Origin of the sequence: Paenibacillus sp. A14 (assembly GCF_036864815.1) — a bacterium.
In the GTDB taxonomy this organism is placed as follows: domain Bacteria; phylum Bacillota; class Bacilli; order Paenibacillales; family Paenibacillaceae; genus Fontibacillus; species Fontibacillus sanfengchensis.
Genome location: NZ_JBAGJD010000005.1, coordinates 81,691 through 98,624 on the forward strand (window position 1 = coordinate 81,691; position 16,934 = coordinate 98,624).

General features: G+C 53.5%; 12 protein-coding genes. 6 read left to right on the forward strand and 6 right to left on the reverse strand.

Annotated features, from left to right (window positions below; all coding sequences use genetic code 11):
• Positions 1-13: 13 nt before the first annotated feature.
• The gene (locus V4U88_RS14900; RefSeq protein WP_334074048.1) at positions 14-1,807 is read right to left on the reverse strand and encodes a cache domain-containing sensor histidine kinase; all 1,794 of its coding nucleotides are present in this window, start codon (positions 1,805-1,807) and stop codon (positions 14-16) included.
• A gap of 209 nt (positions 1,808-2,016) precedes the next feature.
• Between V4U88_RS14900 and V4U88_RS14905 the strand changes: the two genes are divergently transcribed.
• Positions 2,017-3,009, forward strand: coding sequence for a phosphotransferase (locus V4U88_RS14905; RefSeq protein ID WP_334074049.1), 993 nt, complete (start codon positions 2,017-2,019; stop codon positions 3,007-3,009).
• A 92-nt stretch (positions 3,010-3,101) separates the two neighbouring features.
• On the forward strand, positions 3,102-4,184 hold the full coding sequence (locus V4U88_RS14910) for an acyl-CoA dehydrogenase family protein (protein ID WP_334074050.1): 1,083 nt from the start codon (positions 3,102-3,104) through the stop codon (positions 4,182-4,184).
• 174 nt (positions 4,185-4,358) lie between these two features.
• Here the strand turns inward: V4U88_RS14910 and V4U88_RS14915 are convergent, their stop codons facing one another.
• From V4U88_RS14915 to V4U88_RS14930, 4 genes are all read right to left on the reverse strand, one after another.
• Positions 4,359-4,703: a sigma factor-like helix-turn-helix DNA-binding protein gene (locus V4U88_RS14915; RefSeq protein ID WP_334074051.1), complete on the reverse strand. Its 345-nt coding sequence runs from the start codon at positions 4,701-4,703 to the stop codon at positions 4,359-4,361.
• Between the two features lie 179 nt (positions 4,704-4,882).
• Entirely contained in the window at positions 4,883-5,926 is a 1,044-nt protein-coding gene (locus V4U88_RS14920) for a GDSL-type esterase/lipase family protein (protein WP_334074052.1), read from the reverse strand.
• An 89-nt stretch (positions 5,927-6,015) separates the two neighbouring features.
• Positions 6,016-7,356: an ABC transporter substrate-binding protein gene (locus tag V4U88_RS14925; protein ID WP_334074053.1), complete on the reverse strand. Its 1,341-nt coding sequence runs from the start codon at positions 7,354-7,356 to the stop codon at positions 6,016-6,018.
• Positions 7,357-8,028: 672 nt separating this feature from the next.
• A complete protein-coding gene (locus V4U88_RS14930; RefSeq protein ID WP_334074054.1) occupies positions 8,029-9,027 on the reverse strand; it encodes a hypothetical protein in 999 nt (332 codons plus the stop codon).
• Positions 9,028-9,311: 284 nt separating this feature from the next.
• Here V4U88_RS14930 and V4U88_RS14935 point away from each other — a divergent pair, with 284 nt between their 5' ends.
• Together V4U88_RS14935 and V4U88_RS14940 are read left to right on the forward strand one after the other, a co-directional pair.
• Complete coding sequence (locus tag V4U88_RS14935; protein ID WP_334074055.1) at positions 9,312-9,860, forward strand: ASCH domain-containing protein; 549 nt, start codon at positions 9,312-9,314, stop codon at positions 9,858-9,860.
• A gap of 574 nt (positions 9,861-10,434) precedes the next feature.
• Positions 10,435-12,099, forward strand: coding sequence for a glycoside hydrolase family 13 protein (locus V4U88_RS14940; RefSeq protein WP_334074056.1), 1,665 nt, complete (start codon positions 10,435-10,437; stop codon positions 12,097-12,099).
• A 63-nt stretch (positions 12,100-12,162) separates the two neighbouring features.
• On the opposite strand, the gene V4U88_RS14945 is transcribed toward V4U88_RS14940, so the two are convergent.
• Positions 12,163-14,190, reverse strand: coding sequence for a methyl-accepting chemotaxis protein (locus V4U88_RS14945; protein ID WP_334074057.1), 2,028 nt, complete (start codon positions 14,188-14,190; stop codon positions 12,163-12,165).
• A gap of 249 nt (positions 14,191-14,439) precedes the next feature.
• Here V4U88_RS14945 and secG point away from each other — a divergent pair, with 249 nt between their 5' ends.
• Positions 14,440-14,673, forward strand: a complete 234-nt coding sequence (gene secG / locus V4U88_RS14950) for a preprotein translocase subunit SecG (RefSeq protein WP_334074058.1) — start codon at positions 14,440-14,442, stop codon at positions 14,671-14,673.
• Between the two features lie 455 nt (positions 14,674-15,128).
• Entirely contained in the window at positions 15,129-16,856 is a 1,728-nt protein-coding gene (locus V4U88_RS14955) for an ABC transporter ATP-binding protein (RefSeq protein WP_334074059.1), read from the forward strand.
• Positions 16,857-16,934 lie beyond the last annotated feature (78 nt).

The following is a 16,934-nucleotide window of genomic DNA, read 5'->3' on the forward strand; positions in this document are numbered from 1 at the left end:
ATTCCTCCCGGTATTAGGAATGCCCTTGGGCTTGATTCCATGGCTCATGGGCGTAAGGGGGCGAGAGCAGCAGCGGAAACGATAAGCGGACGGTCACGCCTTGATCGGAAGAACAAATCTTCATTGTGCCTTTCTCTTTAAAAAGAAGACGCAATCGCTCCCGGATGTTCCCGAGTCCGATGCCCGGTCGCCTGCGGGCTCCCTTGGCGGCTTGCGCTTTTTCCATGCCGACGCCGTTGTCCGCGATTTCCACCGTCAGTTGATCCGGCGTTTCTTGATAGACCCTGATTTGAATTCGCCCCGAACCGGGCCGCGGGCTTAACCCGTGGATAATCGCGTTCTCCACCAGCGGCTGTAGGCTGAGCTTCGGAACGAGCGCATACCGGACGGTGTCTTCGTAGTCATACGTCACCTCGAACCTGTCGCGGTACCTCACCTGTTGAATGTGGACGTAGGCTTGGACTAGTTCCATTTCGTCCTGAAGATGGATCAGATCTTTATCCGTGTTCAGACTGGCTTCCAGGAGCTTGCCCAAGGACAGCGTGATGTTCGTAATCTCCTCATTCTGGTGGCGGATGGAGATCCATTTGATCGTATTAAGCGTATTCAGCAAAAAATGAGGGTTGGTTTGGGCCAGCAGCATTTGAAAATGCACGGCTTCTTTCAGCCGTTCTTCGGCCTTCAGCCGTCGGATCAACTCGTTCGTATCGTCCAGCATCGTGTTGAAGGTCCGGGTCAAATCCAGGATCTCGCCGCTGAATTTATGTTCGGGCAGGCGTATTTTCAAGTTCTTCTGCACGACGGCCTTCATCTTGTTCTGCAAATGGGACAGCGGACGGGTAATCGTCGCCGAAATAAGGAAGGTCATCACCAGGAACACGCCCATCAGCAAAAAGAAAGTGAGAAAATACTGCCGCTTCAAATCCTCGATCTCGACGAACAGCACAGAGAGAGGGATGCGGTTGACGATGTACCAGTCTAAAGATTCCACATAAATGTAGTTGATCAGGGAATTGGACGGCTTGTCGATAAAATACTTCTGCTCCGGCCGGGCGGAAATGCGGGACAAGACGCTGTGGGACAATCGGCTATCCTGCGCCGACCGGGAAATCGTGTCCCCCGAGCTCGTCACCAGAAAATACTCCTGCTGTAGCGCCGACTGTTTCTGCGCCGACTGAAACCAGGAGGAGTAGTCGATGCTGATGCGGGCCAGGCCATAGGGTGTCTTTTGCGCATCCTCCAAATAAGCATAGACCGACAGCAGGTACGGACTGGCCGAAATATCCCGGAGGACGTAATTTTCGTCGTTAGGCACCCAGCGGTAGGAGCCTCCGTTCATGGAATTCCGTGCGAATCCCGGATTGTCCCTCATGGACCGGTAATCCAGCACGGCTCTGGGCGAATAAGACGTGTATACGCTTTCATTTAAATCCAGAAGCGTAAAGTACACGGAGGGATTGTACAGGAAAAAGCTGTTGTTCAAATTGTTGAAAATGCTCTCGATCATTCTCTTGTTCTCCAGCGGGTTGCGCTGTTCGGGATGCGTCAGCACGGATTTGACAGTGCTGTCCTGCTGCAGGAAAATTAGCGTTTTAAAGGCCACGCCGATCTGTTCCTCCAGCGTCCGGTACATCTGCTCCAGCTGATAATGACTCTGCTGGCTGATTTTTTGCTGCACGAGCAGTTCGATCCGCTGGTAGTTATATAAGTTCAAAGCGCAGAAGGGAAGCAGGATCAAAAAAACAAACGCGGCGAACAAGCGGTACTTCAGCTTTTGGGGAATCAGAAAACGGAACGCTCGTGGCATCTCGGCTGCCGCCTCCCTTAAGGTGGGGTGTTTTTTCAATTATAGCATAGGGAAAAAGGGACAGAGGGCCTTGGGGTAAATTGCGTTGTTTTGTAGAGGAACAAAGATTTGTTCTATTGGATGGGAGCGCTTTTAAGGTGATTTACAAAAGGCGGGACGTCGCCTAAGATGGAAATTAGTAAATTGCACCACCGCGTGAGGTGAATCGGGTGGATCCAACGGAATCGGAAGAACAGATTTGGGAAGACATTGAGAATAGTCTCCGCCGCCGCTTCGGGATCGAGGTGTTCGAACGCACGCCGATCCGGCGGGGATGGTTAAACCTGAAATGGAAAGTGAGTACGGATGCGGGACAGCTTCTGATCAAACAGTACAACAGGGAGCGGTTTAGACTTTACAAGTCGGAAGAATTGCTCCGGGCTGTTTCGCAGCAGATGAGGCTAAGGGAGAGCGGGCTGCCATGTCCCCGGTTGCTGTCGGACCACAGGGAGGTATTTGTGACCAGCGAGGGCGGCGAACGCTTTCTGGTGATGGAGTTTAGCGAGGGAAGTCTGATTCCGCCCGGCCGGGTCCGTGAGCGGCAGATCCATGACTTGGGCCTCGTCACGGCCCGGATGCATCACTTGCTGAACGACGGGACGCTGAGCGCGAAGGCAAGCCCGCAGTTTGTTCCGCCGAGCCGCGAGGAGCGGATGAGCCTTTGGCGATCCCTGAAGCAAACGGCTTCGGCGGCGGGGGATGATCACCTTGTGCGGGAGATCGAAGTCCAACTCCGGGCGACGGAAGGGGCGGACATGGATCGGTTTACGGGCGTTGCTACGGGGTGGGCGCACCGGGACTTGTGGGTGGACAACCTGTTGTTTTTTGAGGACCGGGTAGCGGCTGTGCTTGATTTTGATCGGCTGAATTACGATTATCCGGCGCTCGATGCGGCCCGGGCGGTGCTCTCTTGCGCCCTCGACGTTCAGGGGCGGTTGGATGCCTCGCTCGCCCGGGCCTTCATGGCAGGGTATACGGAAGAACGGCCTGCGGCCCCGGGGTTCTTGACCGAGGCTATGCAGCTATTGTGGTACATGGAATGCGTCTGGTGGATTCATGCGGAGATGGATAGGGAAGGAGACACGACTGTCCGGTTCGCCAAGGAAATGGAGTGGCTGGCTCGCCATGTAAAGGATTTGCCGGCGATACTTGAGGGATTGTAAGGCTTCCCAAGGTTCGGGAGCGTTCGGAGTGTTTGGGTGTGTTTGCGAATCCGCCAAGGGCTCGCGACTTATATACGGAGGGGGAACTAGGGATGATCACAGAGGAAACGGCGCGCGCCTGTTCGGCGGAGATGGAGCGGACGAGAAGGCTGGACCCTGGTCTGCTACAAGCGGTTCATGAGCTTGGTTGGTTCAAACTGTTTGTGCCGGAGGAATTGGGCGGCCGGATGCTGGCGCTTCCGGAAGCGCTGGGGGTGTTTGAGGAGGCCGCCTGGCTGGACGGGAATTTGGGTTGGCTGGTGACGATCGGATCGGGCGGTGGCATGTTTGCGGCTTATATGGAGCCGGAGGTGGCACGGGAGTTGTTCTCTCCCCGAGCGGCCGTGGTTGCCGGCAGCGGAGCACCCTCGGGCGTGGCCCGCAAGACGGAGGGCGGCTATACCGTGACCGGCTCGTGGAAATACTGCAGCGGGTCTTCCTATGCGACGCTGTTTACGGCAAACTGCCGCATCGCCACAGGAGAGGCGGAGCCTGACGAGGAGGCACCGGTCCGTTCGTTTGTGTTTAAGCCGGAGCAGGTGGAGATCGTTCCGGATTGGAACGCCTTTGGCCTGAAGGCGACGGAGTCTCATACCATGAGGGTGGACCGGATTTTCGTGCCGGAAGAGCGGACGTTTGATCTTGCGGAGCAAAAGGGGTTCGGGGATCACGCCATTTACCGGTACCCGTTCCTTCCGTTTGCGGAGACGTCGTTCGCGGCGATGGCCCTGGGGCTGGTGCGTCATTTCCTGGACGAGGCGTCCGGTCTGGCGGAAGCGAACAAGACGGGATGGGAAGCTGCCCGAGCTGAACGGTATTCGTTTGTCCGCAAACGGATCGAGCGGATGGAGACGGAATGGAATCAAGCCCGCGATACGTTCTACCGGGCGGTTCGCGAGTCCTGGGAACAGGTGGAGAAGGGCGGTGCGCTGACGGAAGAAGCCCAGCGGGAAATCGGGCGGATCAGTAAACAGGCCGCCCGCACGGCCGTCCGCTGCGCCGGCGAACTGTTCCCGTATCTGGGCATGCACGCGGTGATGGAAGACACGGCCGTCAATCGGATCTGGCGGGATCTGCACACCGTTGCGCATCATGTGCTGCTGGTTTCTTTTGAGGAGGAGGAAGGGGGCCATTAAATTCAGAAACCTCGGCATTTAGAACATACTCGAGGAACTCCAGCGTTACCTCCGACACGGCATCCTCCTCCGGCAAATAAATAAATTTACTGATACGCAAGATATCTGTCTTGAATACTTCTACGAGTTTCAACATGGCTTCCGTATCCCGCTGTTTGGCTGACTCAAGTAGTTTCAATAATTCGCGGTCTGAGATAGAAGTTGTATCATTTTTTTCTTGCATTTACTCACCGCCTGTTGACTAATATTCAGATGCTGTGCGACTTCTTCTTCGGTTAGATTCTGAAAGTACAGCTTCTCTATAATAAATCTCCCTCTTGGAGGTAATTGATCGATAAGATCTCTGACCATTATTTTTTCTTCAGATGAGCGAGTAAAGTAAGGAGAAGGAAATTGGCTATTTTCATAGAGAGGGCGTTCTCTATATCTTATTTTTTTCGTACGGTACTGTATTCTCCAGCCAATGCGGTAAATCTCGCTTCTGTATTGTTCGTAAACGGTACTATACTTTTTTTCCAAAGTAACCCCTCCTCTGTGATAGTTATTTATTTATATATAGGGTAATAATTAGGGTATTTTACAACCAAAGGATATAAAAACAAGAACGTATGTTCTTATTATACCAACATTTTTAGTTTTAATACAGAGGATACAAAAAAAGAAGAGTACGAATACTCCTCTCAGTGATTCACGCGAACCTATATCTTCGGAACCTCGGGCAGTAAAGGGCGCAACACCAGGGCGAGGCGTTCGCCGATTTGGACCATGCCGGTGCCGGCCGGGTGCAGCAGGTCATGGGACAAGCCGCGCCAATCGTCCAGCAGCTCGCCGCCGGCCACATACTTGACCTGCGGAAACCCGCAGCGCTGCACGGCGTCGCGAAGCGCCGCCCGATACTCGCCGCTGGTGGAGCGCACCTCGCGCTCCGGCCAAGTCCAGCCGAGATCGGCGAAGCTCGGGAACAGGCCGATGCAAACCAGCGGCTTACCGGGATGCGCGACGGCGATCGTCCGGATCATTGCCGCCGCTTGGTCGGCGAACCGGCTGGCCGGGATGCCTTGATTGAGCATATTGACCGAGATGCACAACGTAGCGATGTCCCAATCGCCTCTGGCGGCGATATGCTCCGCGATCGCCTGCTCGCAATGCGCGGAGCCCGGCATGCCGAGGTTTAAAGCGTCCAAGCCGAGGCGCCAGGCCGTTTGCGCGACATAGGTCACCTCGGGCGAGGAAGCCGCGATCCCGAAGGTGATCGAGGTCCCGTAGGCCAGATAGCGGAGGGCTGGCTGTTCGTGAGGAGCGGGGGGACGGAGTCCCTCGCCTTCAAGGCCGAGCAGGTGGACCTCGTGGCCGTGTACGAGGATCCGCCAAATGGGGCCGAAGGAGGGACGAGGGACCCCTCCGGACCAAGGTTGCCTGAATTGAAATCCGGGCTCCGGTCCCTCCTCCGCGATTTCAATCGTTGCCGGCGTATCCCCGATTTGGCGGCTCTCCACCTCATAATCGCCGTAAAACACCTTAACCTGGCTGATGCCGCCAAAGCTGGCCAAGGTAATCGCCGCGGTTCCCGTTTCCAGGCCGAAGCGGATTTCCAGGTGGGCGGCCCGGCGAATTTGTTCGCGACCTTTTTCCAGTAACCCGGCTCTGACGGATTCGGGGACGCGCTGCATCAGCAGCCCGGGTCGCCCTTCCACACGAACCAGTTCCTCCACATTGTGCAGTTCCACTTTTTCATGGATCATAAATACTCCCTCACTTTCTGTTTTGAAATCAGCCATGGAAAAGGGGCCGCCGCGGAAACGACGACCCCTAAGCTTGCAAGCCTCTAGTTTTATTTGTTCTGCTTCAAAAAGTCGTTATGCCGCGTCACCATGGCCTGGATCGTCTGGTCCAGGGACTGGGCGCCGAGGAAGAACTTCTCGTATTCCTGCGCCCGCATATCCATGACCTCCTGCGGCAGGCTTCGCACATAAGTCGGCGTTTTGTCCTCGAACATGACGTACATGAGCGATTCGAGGTCATAGGTGTCCTTTTTGTCGCCGAGCAGGCTGGTCAGCGCATCCTCCTGGTTGGCATCCTTGGAGGCCGGCAGCCGTCCGCCCGCGGCCATCGGCGCCATGCCGCCGTCGGAATACCATTTCAGGAATTCCCACGCCTCCGCCTGATGCTTGGATTTGGCGTTAATCGAAATGTAATCGCCGAGACCGCCGCGCGTGACATAGTTGTCCGCGCTGTCCGCCAGCCGCGGTACCTGGGCGAAGGCGATTTTAAAATCGCGCGGGAAGTCGGTGAAGTTGTTCGAACTGCGCAGCAGCCACGCTCCAATATTGAGCATCGGCACCTCTCCGCTGAGGAAGACCTGCTCCACCGGCATTTTGGAGGTCAACTGTTCCCCGAGCGGCGGTGTGGTCTTGTCTTCCTTCATCATGGTTTCGAGCGTTTCCAGCCATTTTTTGACGAGCGGGTGATCCAGGTTGGAGGTGCCGTCCGGCTTGGTGTATCCTTCCTGCGACAGGACGGAATCGATCGGGTCGACGAACGGCTCCATGTTCTGGATGAACCCGTAGTTCGAGCCGGTTTTCAGTTTCTTGGCGTATTCGCGCAGCTCGTCCCAGGTCCAGTCCTTGGGAACCGGCAGGCCTGCGGCGTCCAGCGCATCCTTGTTCAGCGCGATGAAGAACGGGCTCTTTGTGGTCGGCATCCCGTAATACTTCCCGTCGATCTTCCAGCTTTCCGCGTCGGGCCCCATTTTCTCGTCGATATTGTAGTCGCTGAATTGACTCAAATCGAGGGCGAGGTTCGATTCCACCCGTTTGGACGCCTGGGAGATCGAATAATTGACGAACAAGTCGACATCCTGCCCGGTAATCATCGCCGTATCGAGTTTCAGGTTCCCGTCGTCGTCATTAACGAAGCGCACGTACTCGACTTGGATATCGGGATGCTCTTTGTTCCAAGCGTCGATGACCTGCTGCGGCCCCGCTTCCGGCGGAACCCCGCCCCACATTTTTAGCGTGACCGCGTTCCCCGATATGGCGTTTCCGCCGGCGTTCTCCCCGGTTTTCCCGGACGCATTGCCGCCGCTGCCGTCTCCTCCGCCCGAGCATCCCGCCAATAAGCCCAGGACGAGCACAAACGCGGTGAATCCTGCGACCCAACCTTTCTTTTTCAAAAGCGCCAACCTCCCTGAGTTAATCCTTAATTTCATGTTGATGGATCAAGGATAACAGACCGGAAAAACCGCCAGAAGGAACAAAAACGCGAAGTCCATGGAACATATCTACGTAAAGGGAGAGAGAGTGGAATAAATCGTTCTATGGGGGAAAAAGGGGGCCGCGGATGGGGAGGTTGGGAGGCGGAGGGAGGCGAGGGAGGCTGGAGAGGCTGGAGAGGCATTAACGGGAATTTCTCCCGTTAATGTTGCGGGGGGCGCCCCTGGCGGGGCAATTAGCTGGAATTTCTCCAGCTAATCCGCGCCAATAGGGGCGAAAGGGCTTGGCGGTCCGAATTAACGGGAGGAATTCCCGGTAAATGTGGACCGCCGGCGGGTTTGGCCGAATTAACGGGAGGAATTCCCGCTAATTCGGCAGGCCCCCTGGGCCCGCGCTCACTGGCGTGCGGCCCCGCTCCCGACCCAGGCGCGCCAAGCGGCCCGGCCACGAAAAGCATGGCGAATCCGGAAATGCGAACCGCCGGAGACGGACAACCCCGGTGTACTTGGGCAATCCCAAGCACTTGCTCGGCCATGCCCCGGCATGTGGGATAGTGGCCCTCCGGCGGAGGAACGGTGCCGATCCGGACAGAACAAAGGACCGGCTCGGGTGCCGGTCCTTTGTTGTCGATATTAGGGCTGCTGCGCGGTCGTTCCCTGGTTGGCATCCGGCGCTTTTTCCGCGGAAGGGTTCGCCGAGTTGCCCGCCTGAGATCCCGCCGAAGCTCCCGTGGAGCCCTCTACCGGGGCCACCAGCAACGGTTCCCAGGTGAAGCCTTCGCCGGTCAATTTTTTGCGATTGTCGGAGATGGCCTGCAAGGTCTCGTTCCGCTGCGTTTCCAGCTGTTTGACCGTATCCAGATAGAGCGCCTCAATCTTCTGCTGCGCGGATTGGGCCGTCGTGGCAATCTGTTGCTTATACGTGGCCGAGTCCTGGGAAATTTGTGCCGTGTATTGGGTAAACAGTTTGGCGTATTGCTTTTGAGCACTCGCCTTGCTGATTCTCCCGCGCGAATAGACATAGATCGGGCTGGAAAGATAGTTGGTACTGGAGTTTTTCATCAACGCATACATCGGACTGGACAAGTAGGTGTCCGTCACCGTTTTGTGCAGGGCATAAGCCGGGCTGCTTAAAGAATTGATGTTGGTCGCTTTTTTGTATTCGTACATATAGCTGCTCAGTGAGTTCTCGTTGATCGCCCGGGCGAAAACTCCCATCGTGCTGCTGAGCGAATTGCGGTTGGCCGCCCGTACATAAACTCCCATCGGGCTGCTGAGCGAATTCGGGTTGATGCTGCGTTCGAATTCCCGCAGTTCACCCCTTAAGTCATCGTTGTTTTCATACCGTGCCTTAAGTTCCGTCCAATCCGCTTCAAACTTCTCGTTCCACTTCTTCTGGTCTTCCAATACGATGCGCTCCAGTTCCGCCAGCCGGTCGTTTTGACTCTTGAAATATGTATTGTAGTCCTTGATCAGCTGCGCCATATAGGTGTTGTAGGAAGCATTTACGGTGGTGTTATATTTTTTGTATTTGCTCCATACCGCATTGATCCACTTGCTGTCGGCGGCTTGAGCGGAACCCGCCGGCAGGAAGGCGATCGTCATCATCAGAAAGCTCAAAACCAGCATCAAGCCTTTTCTTAAAAATCCTTTAAGTTGACCATTTCTCCTCATGATCGTTGTTACCCTCCATATGATGTGATTTTATGTGATATACGAATTAAGGGTATTTTATCCAAATGTGCGGCAGGTTCCAATAGTCCATGATGTCTACGGAACTTTTGGACTATTTTTCCGGGGGAACAGGGAAAAAGACATACGACATCCGGCGCGAAGGTTTGTCATCCCCGGCCCTCTGTTATACATTAGTAGGAGTTGGAAGAACGAGAATGTGAGGACAGTAACGGAAGGGAGCGATGCACGTGCGCTGCATTACGATACGCCAACCGTGGGCGACGCTTATCGCCATAGGCGAGAAGCGCCTGGAAACGCGGGGCTGGAAAACGAACTACCGCGGGGAATTGGCGATTCATGCCGGAAAACGGGTGGATCGGGCGGCCTGCCTGGCGGAACCGGTGCGGTCGCTGCTGGCGGCGTCCGGTTACTCCGCGGCCAACCTGCCGACCGGCGCAGTGGTGGCGGTCGGCAGGTTGGCCGGCTGCTACCCGGTGATGGCCAATGATGGCGAAACAGCCGTGCTGGATGTCGGCGAAGGTGGCGGACTGGGAGCAGGTGGCGGAAGCGGCAACGTAGGCGAACTCGGTAAAGCTGGTCAAGGCGGGAAGGAGCGTGGAGCCGGCGGGGAAGGCGGAGATCGCGCTCTCGTTGTGGCTGGGCAAGAGTACCGGTTCGGGGACTTCGCGCTCGGGCGATACGGATGGGAGCTGGCCGAAGTGCGAAAGCTGCCGGAGCCGGTCCCCGCTGCGGGGAAGCAGGGACTGTGGAACTGGGAGGCCCGCTGGTAGGACGAGTTCCGGCTTGAACCGTTCTAACGGAAATAGTAGCCGCTATTTCTGGTTAACAGGCCCCACTACTGGCTTTAACGGAAATAATAGCCCCTATTATAGTAAAAATCAGCCGTTTTGGCGGTAAGAGTGGCAAATAGGCGCTATGACGTCCGTCAGAAATCGGGAAGGGCTATTTTTCGTAAAATAGCGGCTATCATTTCCGTTAGAAACGGGCCCCACCCTCTCAAGTCGCATTGACAACGAGGGAAGGGTATTTTATAGTTTAGGTAAACGTTTACGTCCCCGTTTTTCGAATCTATTGAAGCGATAGTGGTTTAAACGGACGCTCTTATGGTATTTTTCACCCCCGTTGTCCACATAGCGGCCTTTTGAGGTCTTATATAAACCCAAGACGCGAGAGTACTATCGGTGGGCAAATGGAATTATGTATGTAACGTAAACGTTTACGGTAAGAAAGTAGATCACATGTAGAAAGCACCGCATAAAGTGTCGACTTATAGCAATTAGATAAGGGCTACAAAAGGTAATAATAAGATAAAACGGGGCACCCCGCGAGAGGAGAAGAAGCGAAATGGAGAAAAAATGGTGGAAAGAAAGCGTTGTGTATCAAATCTATCCCCGGAGTTTTATGGATAGCAATGGGGATGGGATCGGGGATTTGCGCGGAATTATATCCAAGCTGGATTACCTCAAGCAGTTGGGGGTCGACGTGGTCTGGCTGTGTCCGGTTTACGAGTCCCCTAACGACGACAACGGGTATGATATCAGCGACTACCAGGGCATTATGGGCGAATTCGGCACGTTGGCGGATTGGGAGGAGCTGCTGGCCGGGCTGCATGCGAGAGGGATGAAGCTGATCATGGACCTCGTCGTGAACCACAGCTCCGACGAGCATGCCTGGTTCGTGGAGTCGCGCCAGTCCAAGGACAACGCGTACCGCGACTACTACATCTGGCGCCCGGGCAAAGACGGCCGCGAGCCCAATGACTGGGTCTCCTTCTTCAGCGGGCCGGCCTGGCAATATGATGCCCGGACGGACGAATACTACCTGCATCTTTTTTCGACCAAGCAGCCGGATCTGAACTGGGAGAATCCGAAGGTTCGCCGCGAGGTGTACGACATGATGACCTGGTGGCTGGACAAAGGGATCGACGGCTTCCGGATGGATGTCATCAACCTGATCTCCAAAGTGCCCGGACTTCCGGACACGGCCGACGGGTCGGGGGGCGGCGAACATTATATCAATGGGCCGCGGGTTCATGAGTTTTTGCAGGAGATGAACCGGGAGGTACTGTCCAAGTATGACATTATGACGGTGGGCGAAACGGTCGATGTCTCGCCGGAGGATGCGGTTCTTTTTGCGGGTGAGGATCGCGGGGAGCTAAATATGGTGTTCCAGTTCGAACTGATGGGTATCGACTCGGGGCCGTCCGGCAAGTGGGAGGTGTTGCCCTGGAAGCTGCCCAAGTTCAAGGAGATTGTCAGCCGCTGGCAGACCGCACTCCACGGAAAAGCCTGGAACAGCATCTACCTGAACAATCACGACCAGCCTCGATTGCTGTCGAGATTCGGGCATGACGGCGAGCATCATAATGTTGCGGCCAAAATGCTGGCTACGCTGCTGCACACGCTCCAAGGGACCCCGTATATTTACCAGGGGGAAGAGATCGGGATGACCAATGTGCGGTTTGAGACGATCGAGGAATATAAGGATATCGAAACGCTCAATATGTACCGGGAATACCTCGGCAAAGGCCATGCGTCGGAAGACATTCTGAAGTCGATCTACGCCAAGGGACGCGATAACGCCCGGACCCCGATGCAGTGGAACGGAGAAGCGCAGGCCGGATTCACCACCGGTACGCCGTGGATCGCTGTGAATCCGAATTACAAAGAAATCAACGTGGAGCGGGCGCTGAACGACCCGAACTCCGTTCTGCATTACTACCGGAAATTAATCGAGCTGCGGAAAAAACACGAGATCATCGTGTACGGCGACTATAAGCTGCTGAATGCAGAGGATGAACAGGTATATGCTTTTCTCCGTACCCTGAACAAGGAATGTCTGCTGGTCATCTTGAACTTCTATGAAAAACCGGCGGAGTTTGCGCTAAGCGAACCTATCGCGTACGAAACCCGGGGAGTGCTGATCAGCAACTACGAGGTGTCCGCCGAAGAGGACTTCCACCAATTGACTCTGCGTCCTTATGAGGCACGGGTTTACAAATTGAATTAAGCAAAAAAGCAGTCTATCCTCACTCTAGGATAGGCTGCTTTTGTTCTTGGCATAGGCATAGTATTAGGATTTAAAAACCTGAATCTGTTCCTTCAAGTCGTTCATCATCACATTGAGGTTCTGCGCCGCACTTTCGATCCCTTCCATAATTGCCGACTGTTCCGTGGAGGATTGCGCTACCGAGAGGGCGCTCTCCGCCGATCGCTGCGCCACCGTCAGCATTTCACCCATGGTGGCGGCAATCTCCTCGGTTCCGGCCGAGATTTGCTCGGTCGTCGCCGAAACATCCTGCATTTGCGAGGAGACTTGACGGATCGATTGGCGGATGTGGTCAAAAGAGTCCCCGACCTTTTTCATCCGGTCAATTCCGTTATAAATGTCGGTGATGTTGTTTCTCATGGATCCCGTTACCTGAGTACTGGAATGTTGGATAAACTGAATCAGCTCGACGATATGTGAAATAGATTGGCTGGTTTGCTCCGCCAGCTTCTTAACCTCTCCGGCAACGACCGAGAATCCGCGCCCATGCTCTCCGGCACGCGCGGCTTCAATGGAAGCATTTAAGGATAGGAGCGCGGTTTGATTGGAAATGTCGGAAATGACATCGACAATCTGTTCGATTTCCTTGGAGCGATTGACGAATTGTTCGACATCCGCCGCGGTTTGGTCCGCCGATTGACGAATGATGTTCATCTGCTCGATGGCGGACTGAATTTCGACATAACCGAATTCGACTTCGCTCGACACCGTTTCGGCTTGCTCCGAGATCATACCCGCTGCCTCGGCAATCTTCTGGACGCCGGTGGCCATTTCTTCCGTGGACCGGGCCGACTGCTCCGCGCCTTGGACTTGGGACGCGGATCCGTTCGCCATATGTTGAATATCCGTCTGGATATTCATGGCGGCTTGCGCCGACTTGCGGGATGCGGCCGCGAGTTCATCCGAGGAGGTGGCGACCCGCCCGACGGTCTGATGGATTTGCTGCACCATACCGGATAACGAATCGATCATCAAATTGATATTCTCGCTCATCCGGCCGATTTCATCCCGGGATTTAACGGTGACCCGTTCATCCAGATGCCCTTCGGCAACTCTTTTGACGACGTGGGAGGCGGCAAGGAGCGGCTTCACCACCAGCTTGGCCAAAATTACGGATACGATGACCACGACCACCATAACGGCAGCGACCAGCACAATGGACAGCGTCCGGGCTTGATAAACCTCAGCCATGATCTCGCTCTTCGGAACGGTAATGACCATTTTCCATTGGGTAGTAGGAACGGTTCCAAAGTAAGCGATCATCTCTTTGCCGGAGTCGTCCTTGTAAGTGATTGAACCTTCCTTTTGGCCCAAAATACGCTCGTCTGCCAGCTTTTCTCCGGAGCTTTTGGCGTAATCCTGCATATTCTTGCCGAAGCGTTCCGCATCCGGGTAACTATAATAGACGCCGGTATCCGAAACGAAATAGCCTAAACCGGTTTTGCCGAGGTGAATGCTGTTACTCTGCTCTGTGAGGATGTCGGGCGTGACCGAGAAGGCGACTCCGCCGAGGAACTCGCCGCTTTTATCGTTTATCGGCACAACCACCGGGATGATGTATTTGTTCAACGGTTCGAGATAGGACATCTCGGCAATAGCCGGGGCCTTGGTTTGTTTGGCTCTCACAAAATAATCGCTCTTCGACATGTCTGCCGTCATGTTCTGCATATTCGTGAGTGTACCGCCTTGATCTATCAGACTATAGCCCTCCGATTGGGTATCGCTTTGTTCCAAGATACTTAATATCGGAAAAATCGTGTCGGCCTGGACGTGCTGAAATTGAGAATTCTGTTTGATTAATTCTTCCACGGCCGAAATTTTGGACTGCATCCATTCGTCAATTTTCGAGATGTGGAGCTCCAACGTTTTTTTCGCAATTTTCTCGGCGTTGTCCTTCGTTTCCCGGCCGAAATAGTCGATTAGGAACGTGTTGGCGGCAAGTAGGGGCAGGAGGGAAATCGCGAGAATGATGATTAACAATTTGGTTTGAAAGGACATACCTCTCCCCTTAACGGTAAATCGGGCCTGGGATGGGACTTTGCTTGTGGACATAAACTGACCTCCATGAGTCTTGTGAATTATATAACTAATGGTATCATGAAAAAATAGGGAATATTGGTACAATAGTGAGAAACTTAAAGGTCCTATTTTCGGCATTTTCCAGCAAAAAATGACAAAAGGCATTGAAATTTTCAAAACTCAGTTACTTGTCTAGCGGAGTTGTTAATGTTGGTAGGGTGTGATAAAATATAAATACTGTGTTTTATATAGCATGTATTCCCACTTAGGAGGTGGATTTGGATGAATATGTTTTTGGAAGTGCTGCTCGTAATTTTCTCCATCGGTCTGATTGCGGTCGTTCTGCTGCAAAAAGGGAAGAGCGCAGGTCTTTCCGGTGCCATCTCCGGAGGAGCGGAACATCTTTTCGGTAAGACTAAGGCGCGCGGTATGGAACTCGTTCTCGAACGGGTGACTGTTGGATTGGCGGCAGGCTTTTTCATATTGGCGATCGTCGTAGCCGTTGTCGTCCATTAGTAAATTGAAGCTTAGATCAGGGCCTCGTTTCCGTCAGGAAGCGGGGCTTTTTTGCGCGCCATGCATGGCGATTAACTAGGCGGTGAAAGTCCCTGTGGGGGGCTTGTAGTGGCCTGTAAATGATGCGGGTAGATGGAAGAAAAGTGAATCGTCTTACCGTGGGAGGTCTCATGGACGTGAGGAGATCTCCGGGCAGGAGTCGTCGTGAAACACATGTTCGAGGACACGGAAATCGGCGCACCGCAGGGCGGAAATCTAGGCCCAATCCTCTCAAGAACCCTCGGAAACAATAATGATTAGTGGTATGAGACGTAATAAAGGGAGGATAAAAAAGGCAATTTTGTTAAAATACTTGTTCTTGTTATAACAACTGCATTAATCTAAGAGGTAAGGAAAATACAGGAAATTGCATTTGACCTCTCTCCAAATCCAATAAAGATAGCGGGGTTGTTGCGATGAATAAGATATCGAGAAACATTTTTCTCCTGATTAAGCCGTATCTGGCCCTCGAATTTCTTGGTCTGCTGTTGACTGTCCTCTATACGCTATGCGTTTTTGCCACTCCCCTGGCTTCCCGGTATCTGATCGACGATGTGCTGCCCAACCGCTCCCGGGAAGGACTGCTCGCGGGCATCGGCATATTTGTAGCGGTAATGGCCTGTCAGCCGACATTAGGCTTCGCAAAGGATTATCTGTTTCGAACCATCACCGAGAAAATTACCTATGATTTGCGGACCAAATTGTACGGCAGTGTACTGCGGGCTCCGATGACCTTTTTCGATACGGCGAAAGGTGGGGAAGTGGTCTCCCGTATCGTCAATGACGGCATAGGGGTCAGCAAGTTTATCAGCAGCATTTTCATTTCGTTGATAAAGGATGTATTCATGATTGTTATGATTTTGGCCGGTATGTTTATGATGTCTGCCCGGATCAGCCTGCTGATTCTCGGGGTCTATGCGCTGTTTTTTTTCCTGAAGTTCACCGTCAAGCATAAATTCAGAAAAATCTCCCTGGATATTCAGCAAAATAACGACGCCATGTGTGTGGCCGTATCGCAAACGGTCACTTCCATCGCCACGATCAAGACGTTTCTCTCCGAAAGTTACTTTCTCTCCCGTTTTGACCTCATCTTAAGCAAAAGTTTGAATGACAACCGGCGTTACGCCCTGTATATCACTTTAGTAAATAACCTGTCTTCTTTGCTGATGGTCGTGTGTCTGTCTATCACGTATGGCTATGGCACCTGGCTGGTCATGAGCACGAACTTGACACTTGGCGCCGTCATCAGTCTGAGCATCTATATCCAGCAGCTCATCAGCCCCGTTAATGAGCTAATCAACAGCTATATTGAATATCAGCGGATCGTTCCTATACTCGGCCGGATCGCCGAGTATGACGAGCTGTCCGCCGAGGATCGGGGAGATGGACGGCCCAGCGGTCCAATCGCCGATATCCGGTTCAAAGACGTACATTTTGCCTATGGGAACAGCAAGATTTTGAACGGAGTGTGTTTCCATCTGCCCGGTCGGGGCAAGTTTGCCTTTATAGGCCCTTCCGGTGGCGGAAAAAGCACCCTGATCAAGCTTATCCTTGGCCTTTACGCCCCGCAAAGCGGGGAGATCATCATTAACTCGCGGGATATCAGGCATATTGGCGTGGCCCGGCTAAGAGAGCAAATCGGCTATATATCGCAAGAAATCGATTTATATAACGCGAGCATTCTGGAGAATATCCGGTGCGGAAATGCGGAAATCGGCGACGAAGCCATTAAGGCGGCGTGCCAAAGATTAAAGCTCGATGCGAAAATCTCCTCGCTCGATCAGGGCTACCATACGATCATCAATGAGCGCATCAATCTGTCCGGCGGGGAAAGGCAACGGGTGGCCATAGCCCGAATTTTGGTCAGAAATCCGTCTCTTTATATTTTTGATGAGCCTACCTCGGCTCTGGACCCGGAGAATGAACGCATCATCACGGAGCTGCTCGATGAGATTGCGGAGGATCGGATGGTTATCGTGATTGCCCATCGGCTGCATACAATTGAGAACGCCGACAAATTATTTTATCTGGAAAACGGGCATCTCACCGAATTCGCCGATTATTGGGAGTTCACCAGAAATCACACCGCCGCAATCCGTTCAAACGTCCCGACAACCGAGAAGATAAAAAATGTAATAGTATAACTTAATATCAAAAAAATAGTATAAAAGGGTTGAAATAGTAGAATTGTTTTGGTAATATTTGTTTGTGAAAGTTATTTC

Coding starts and splice junctions, on each gene's coding strand:
- V4U88_RS14945 (WP_334074057.1), bottom strand. CDS start 14,190: ATGTCCACAAGCAAAGTCCCATCCCAGGCCCGATTTACCGTTAAGGGG.
- V4U88_RS14955 (WP_334074059.1), top strand. CDS start 15,129: ATGAATAAGATATCGAGAAACATTTTTCTCCTGATTAAGCCGTATCTG.
- V4U88_RS14920 (WP_334074052.1), bottom strand. CDS start 5,926: ATGATCCATGAAAAAGTGGAACTGCACAATGTGGAGGAACTGGTTCGT.
- secG (WP_334074058.1), top strand. CDS start 14,440: ATGAATATGTTTTTGGAAGTGCTGCTCGTAATTTTCTCCATCGGTCTG.
- V4U88_RS14910 (WP_334074050.1), top strand. CDS start 3,102: ATGATCACAGAGGAAACGGCGCGCGCCTGTTCGGCGGAGATGGAGCGG.
- V4U88_RS14940 (WP_334074056.1), top strand. CDS start 10,435: ATGGAGAAAAAATGGTGGAAAGAAAGCGTTGTGTATCAAATCTATCCC.
- V4U88_RS14900 (WP_334074048.1), bottom strand. CDS start 1,807: ATGCCACGAGCGTTCCGTTTTCTGATTCCCCAAAAGCTGAAGTACCGC.
- V4U88_RS14935 (WP_334074055.1), top strand. CDS start 9,312: ATGCACGTGCGCTGCATTACGATACGCCAACCGTGGGCGACGCTTATC.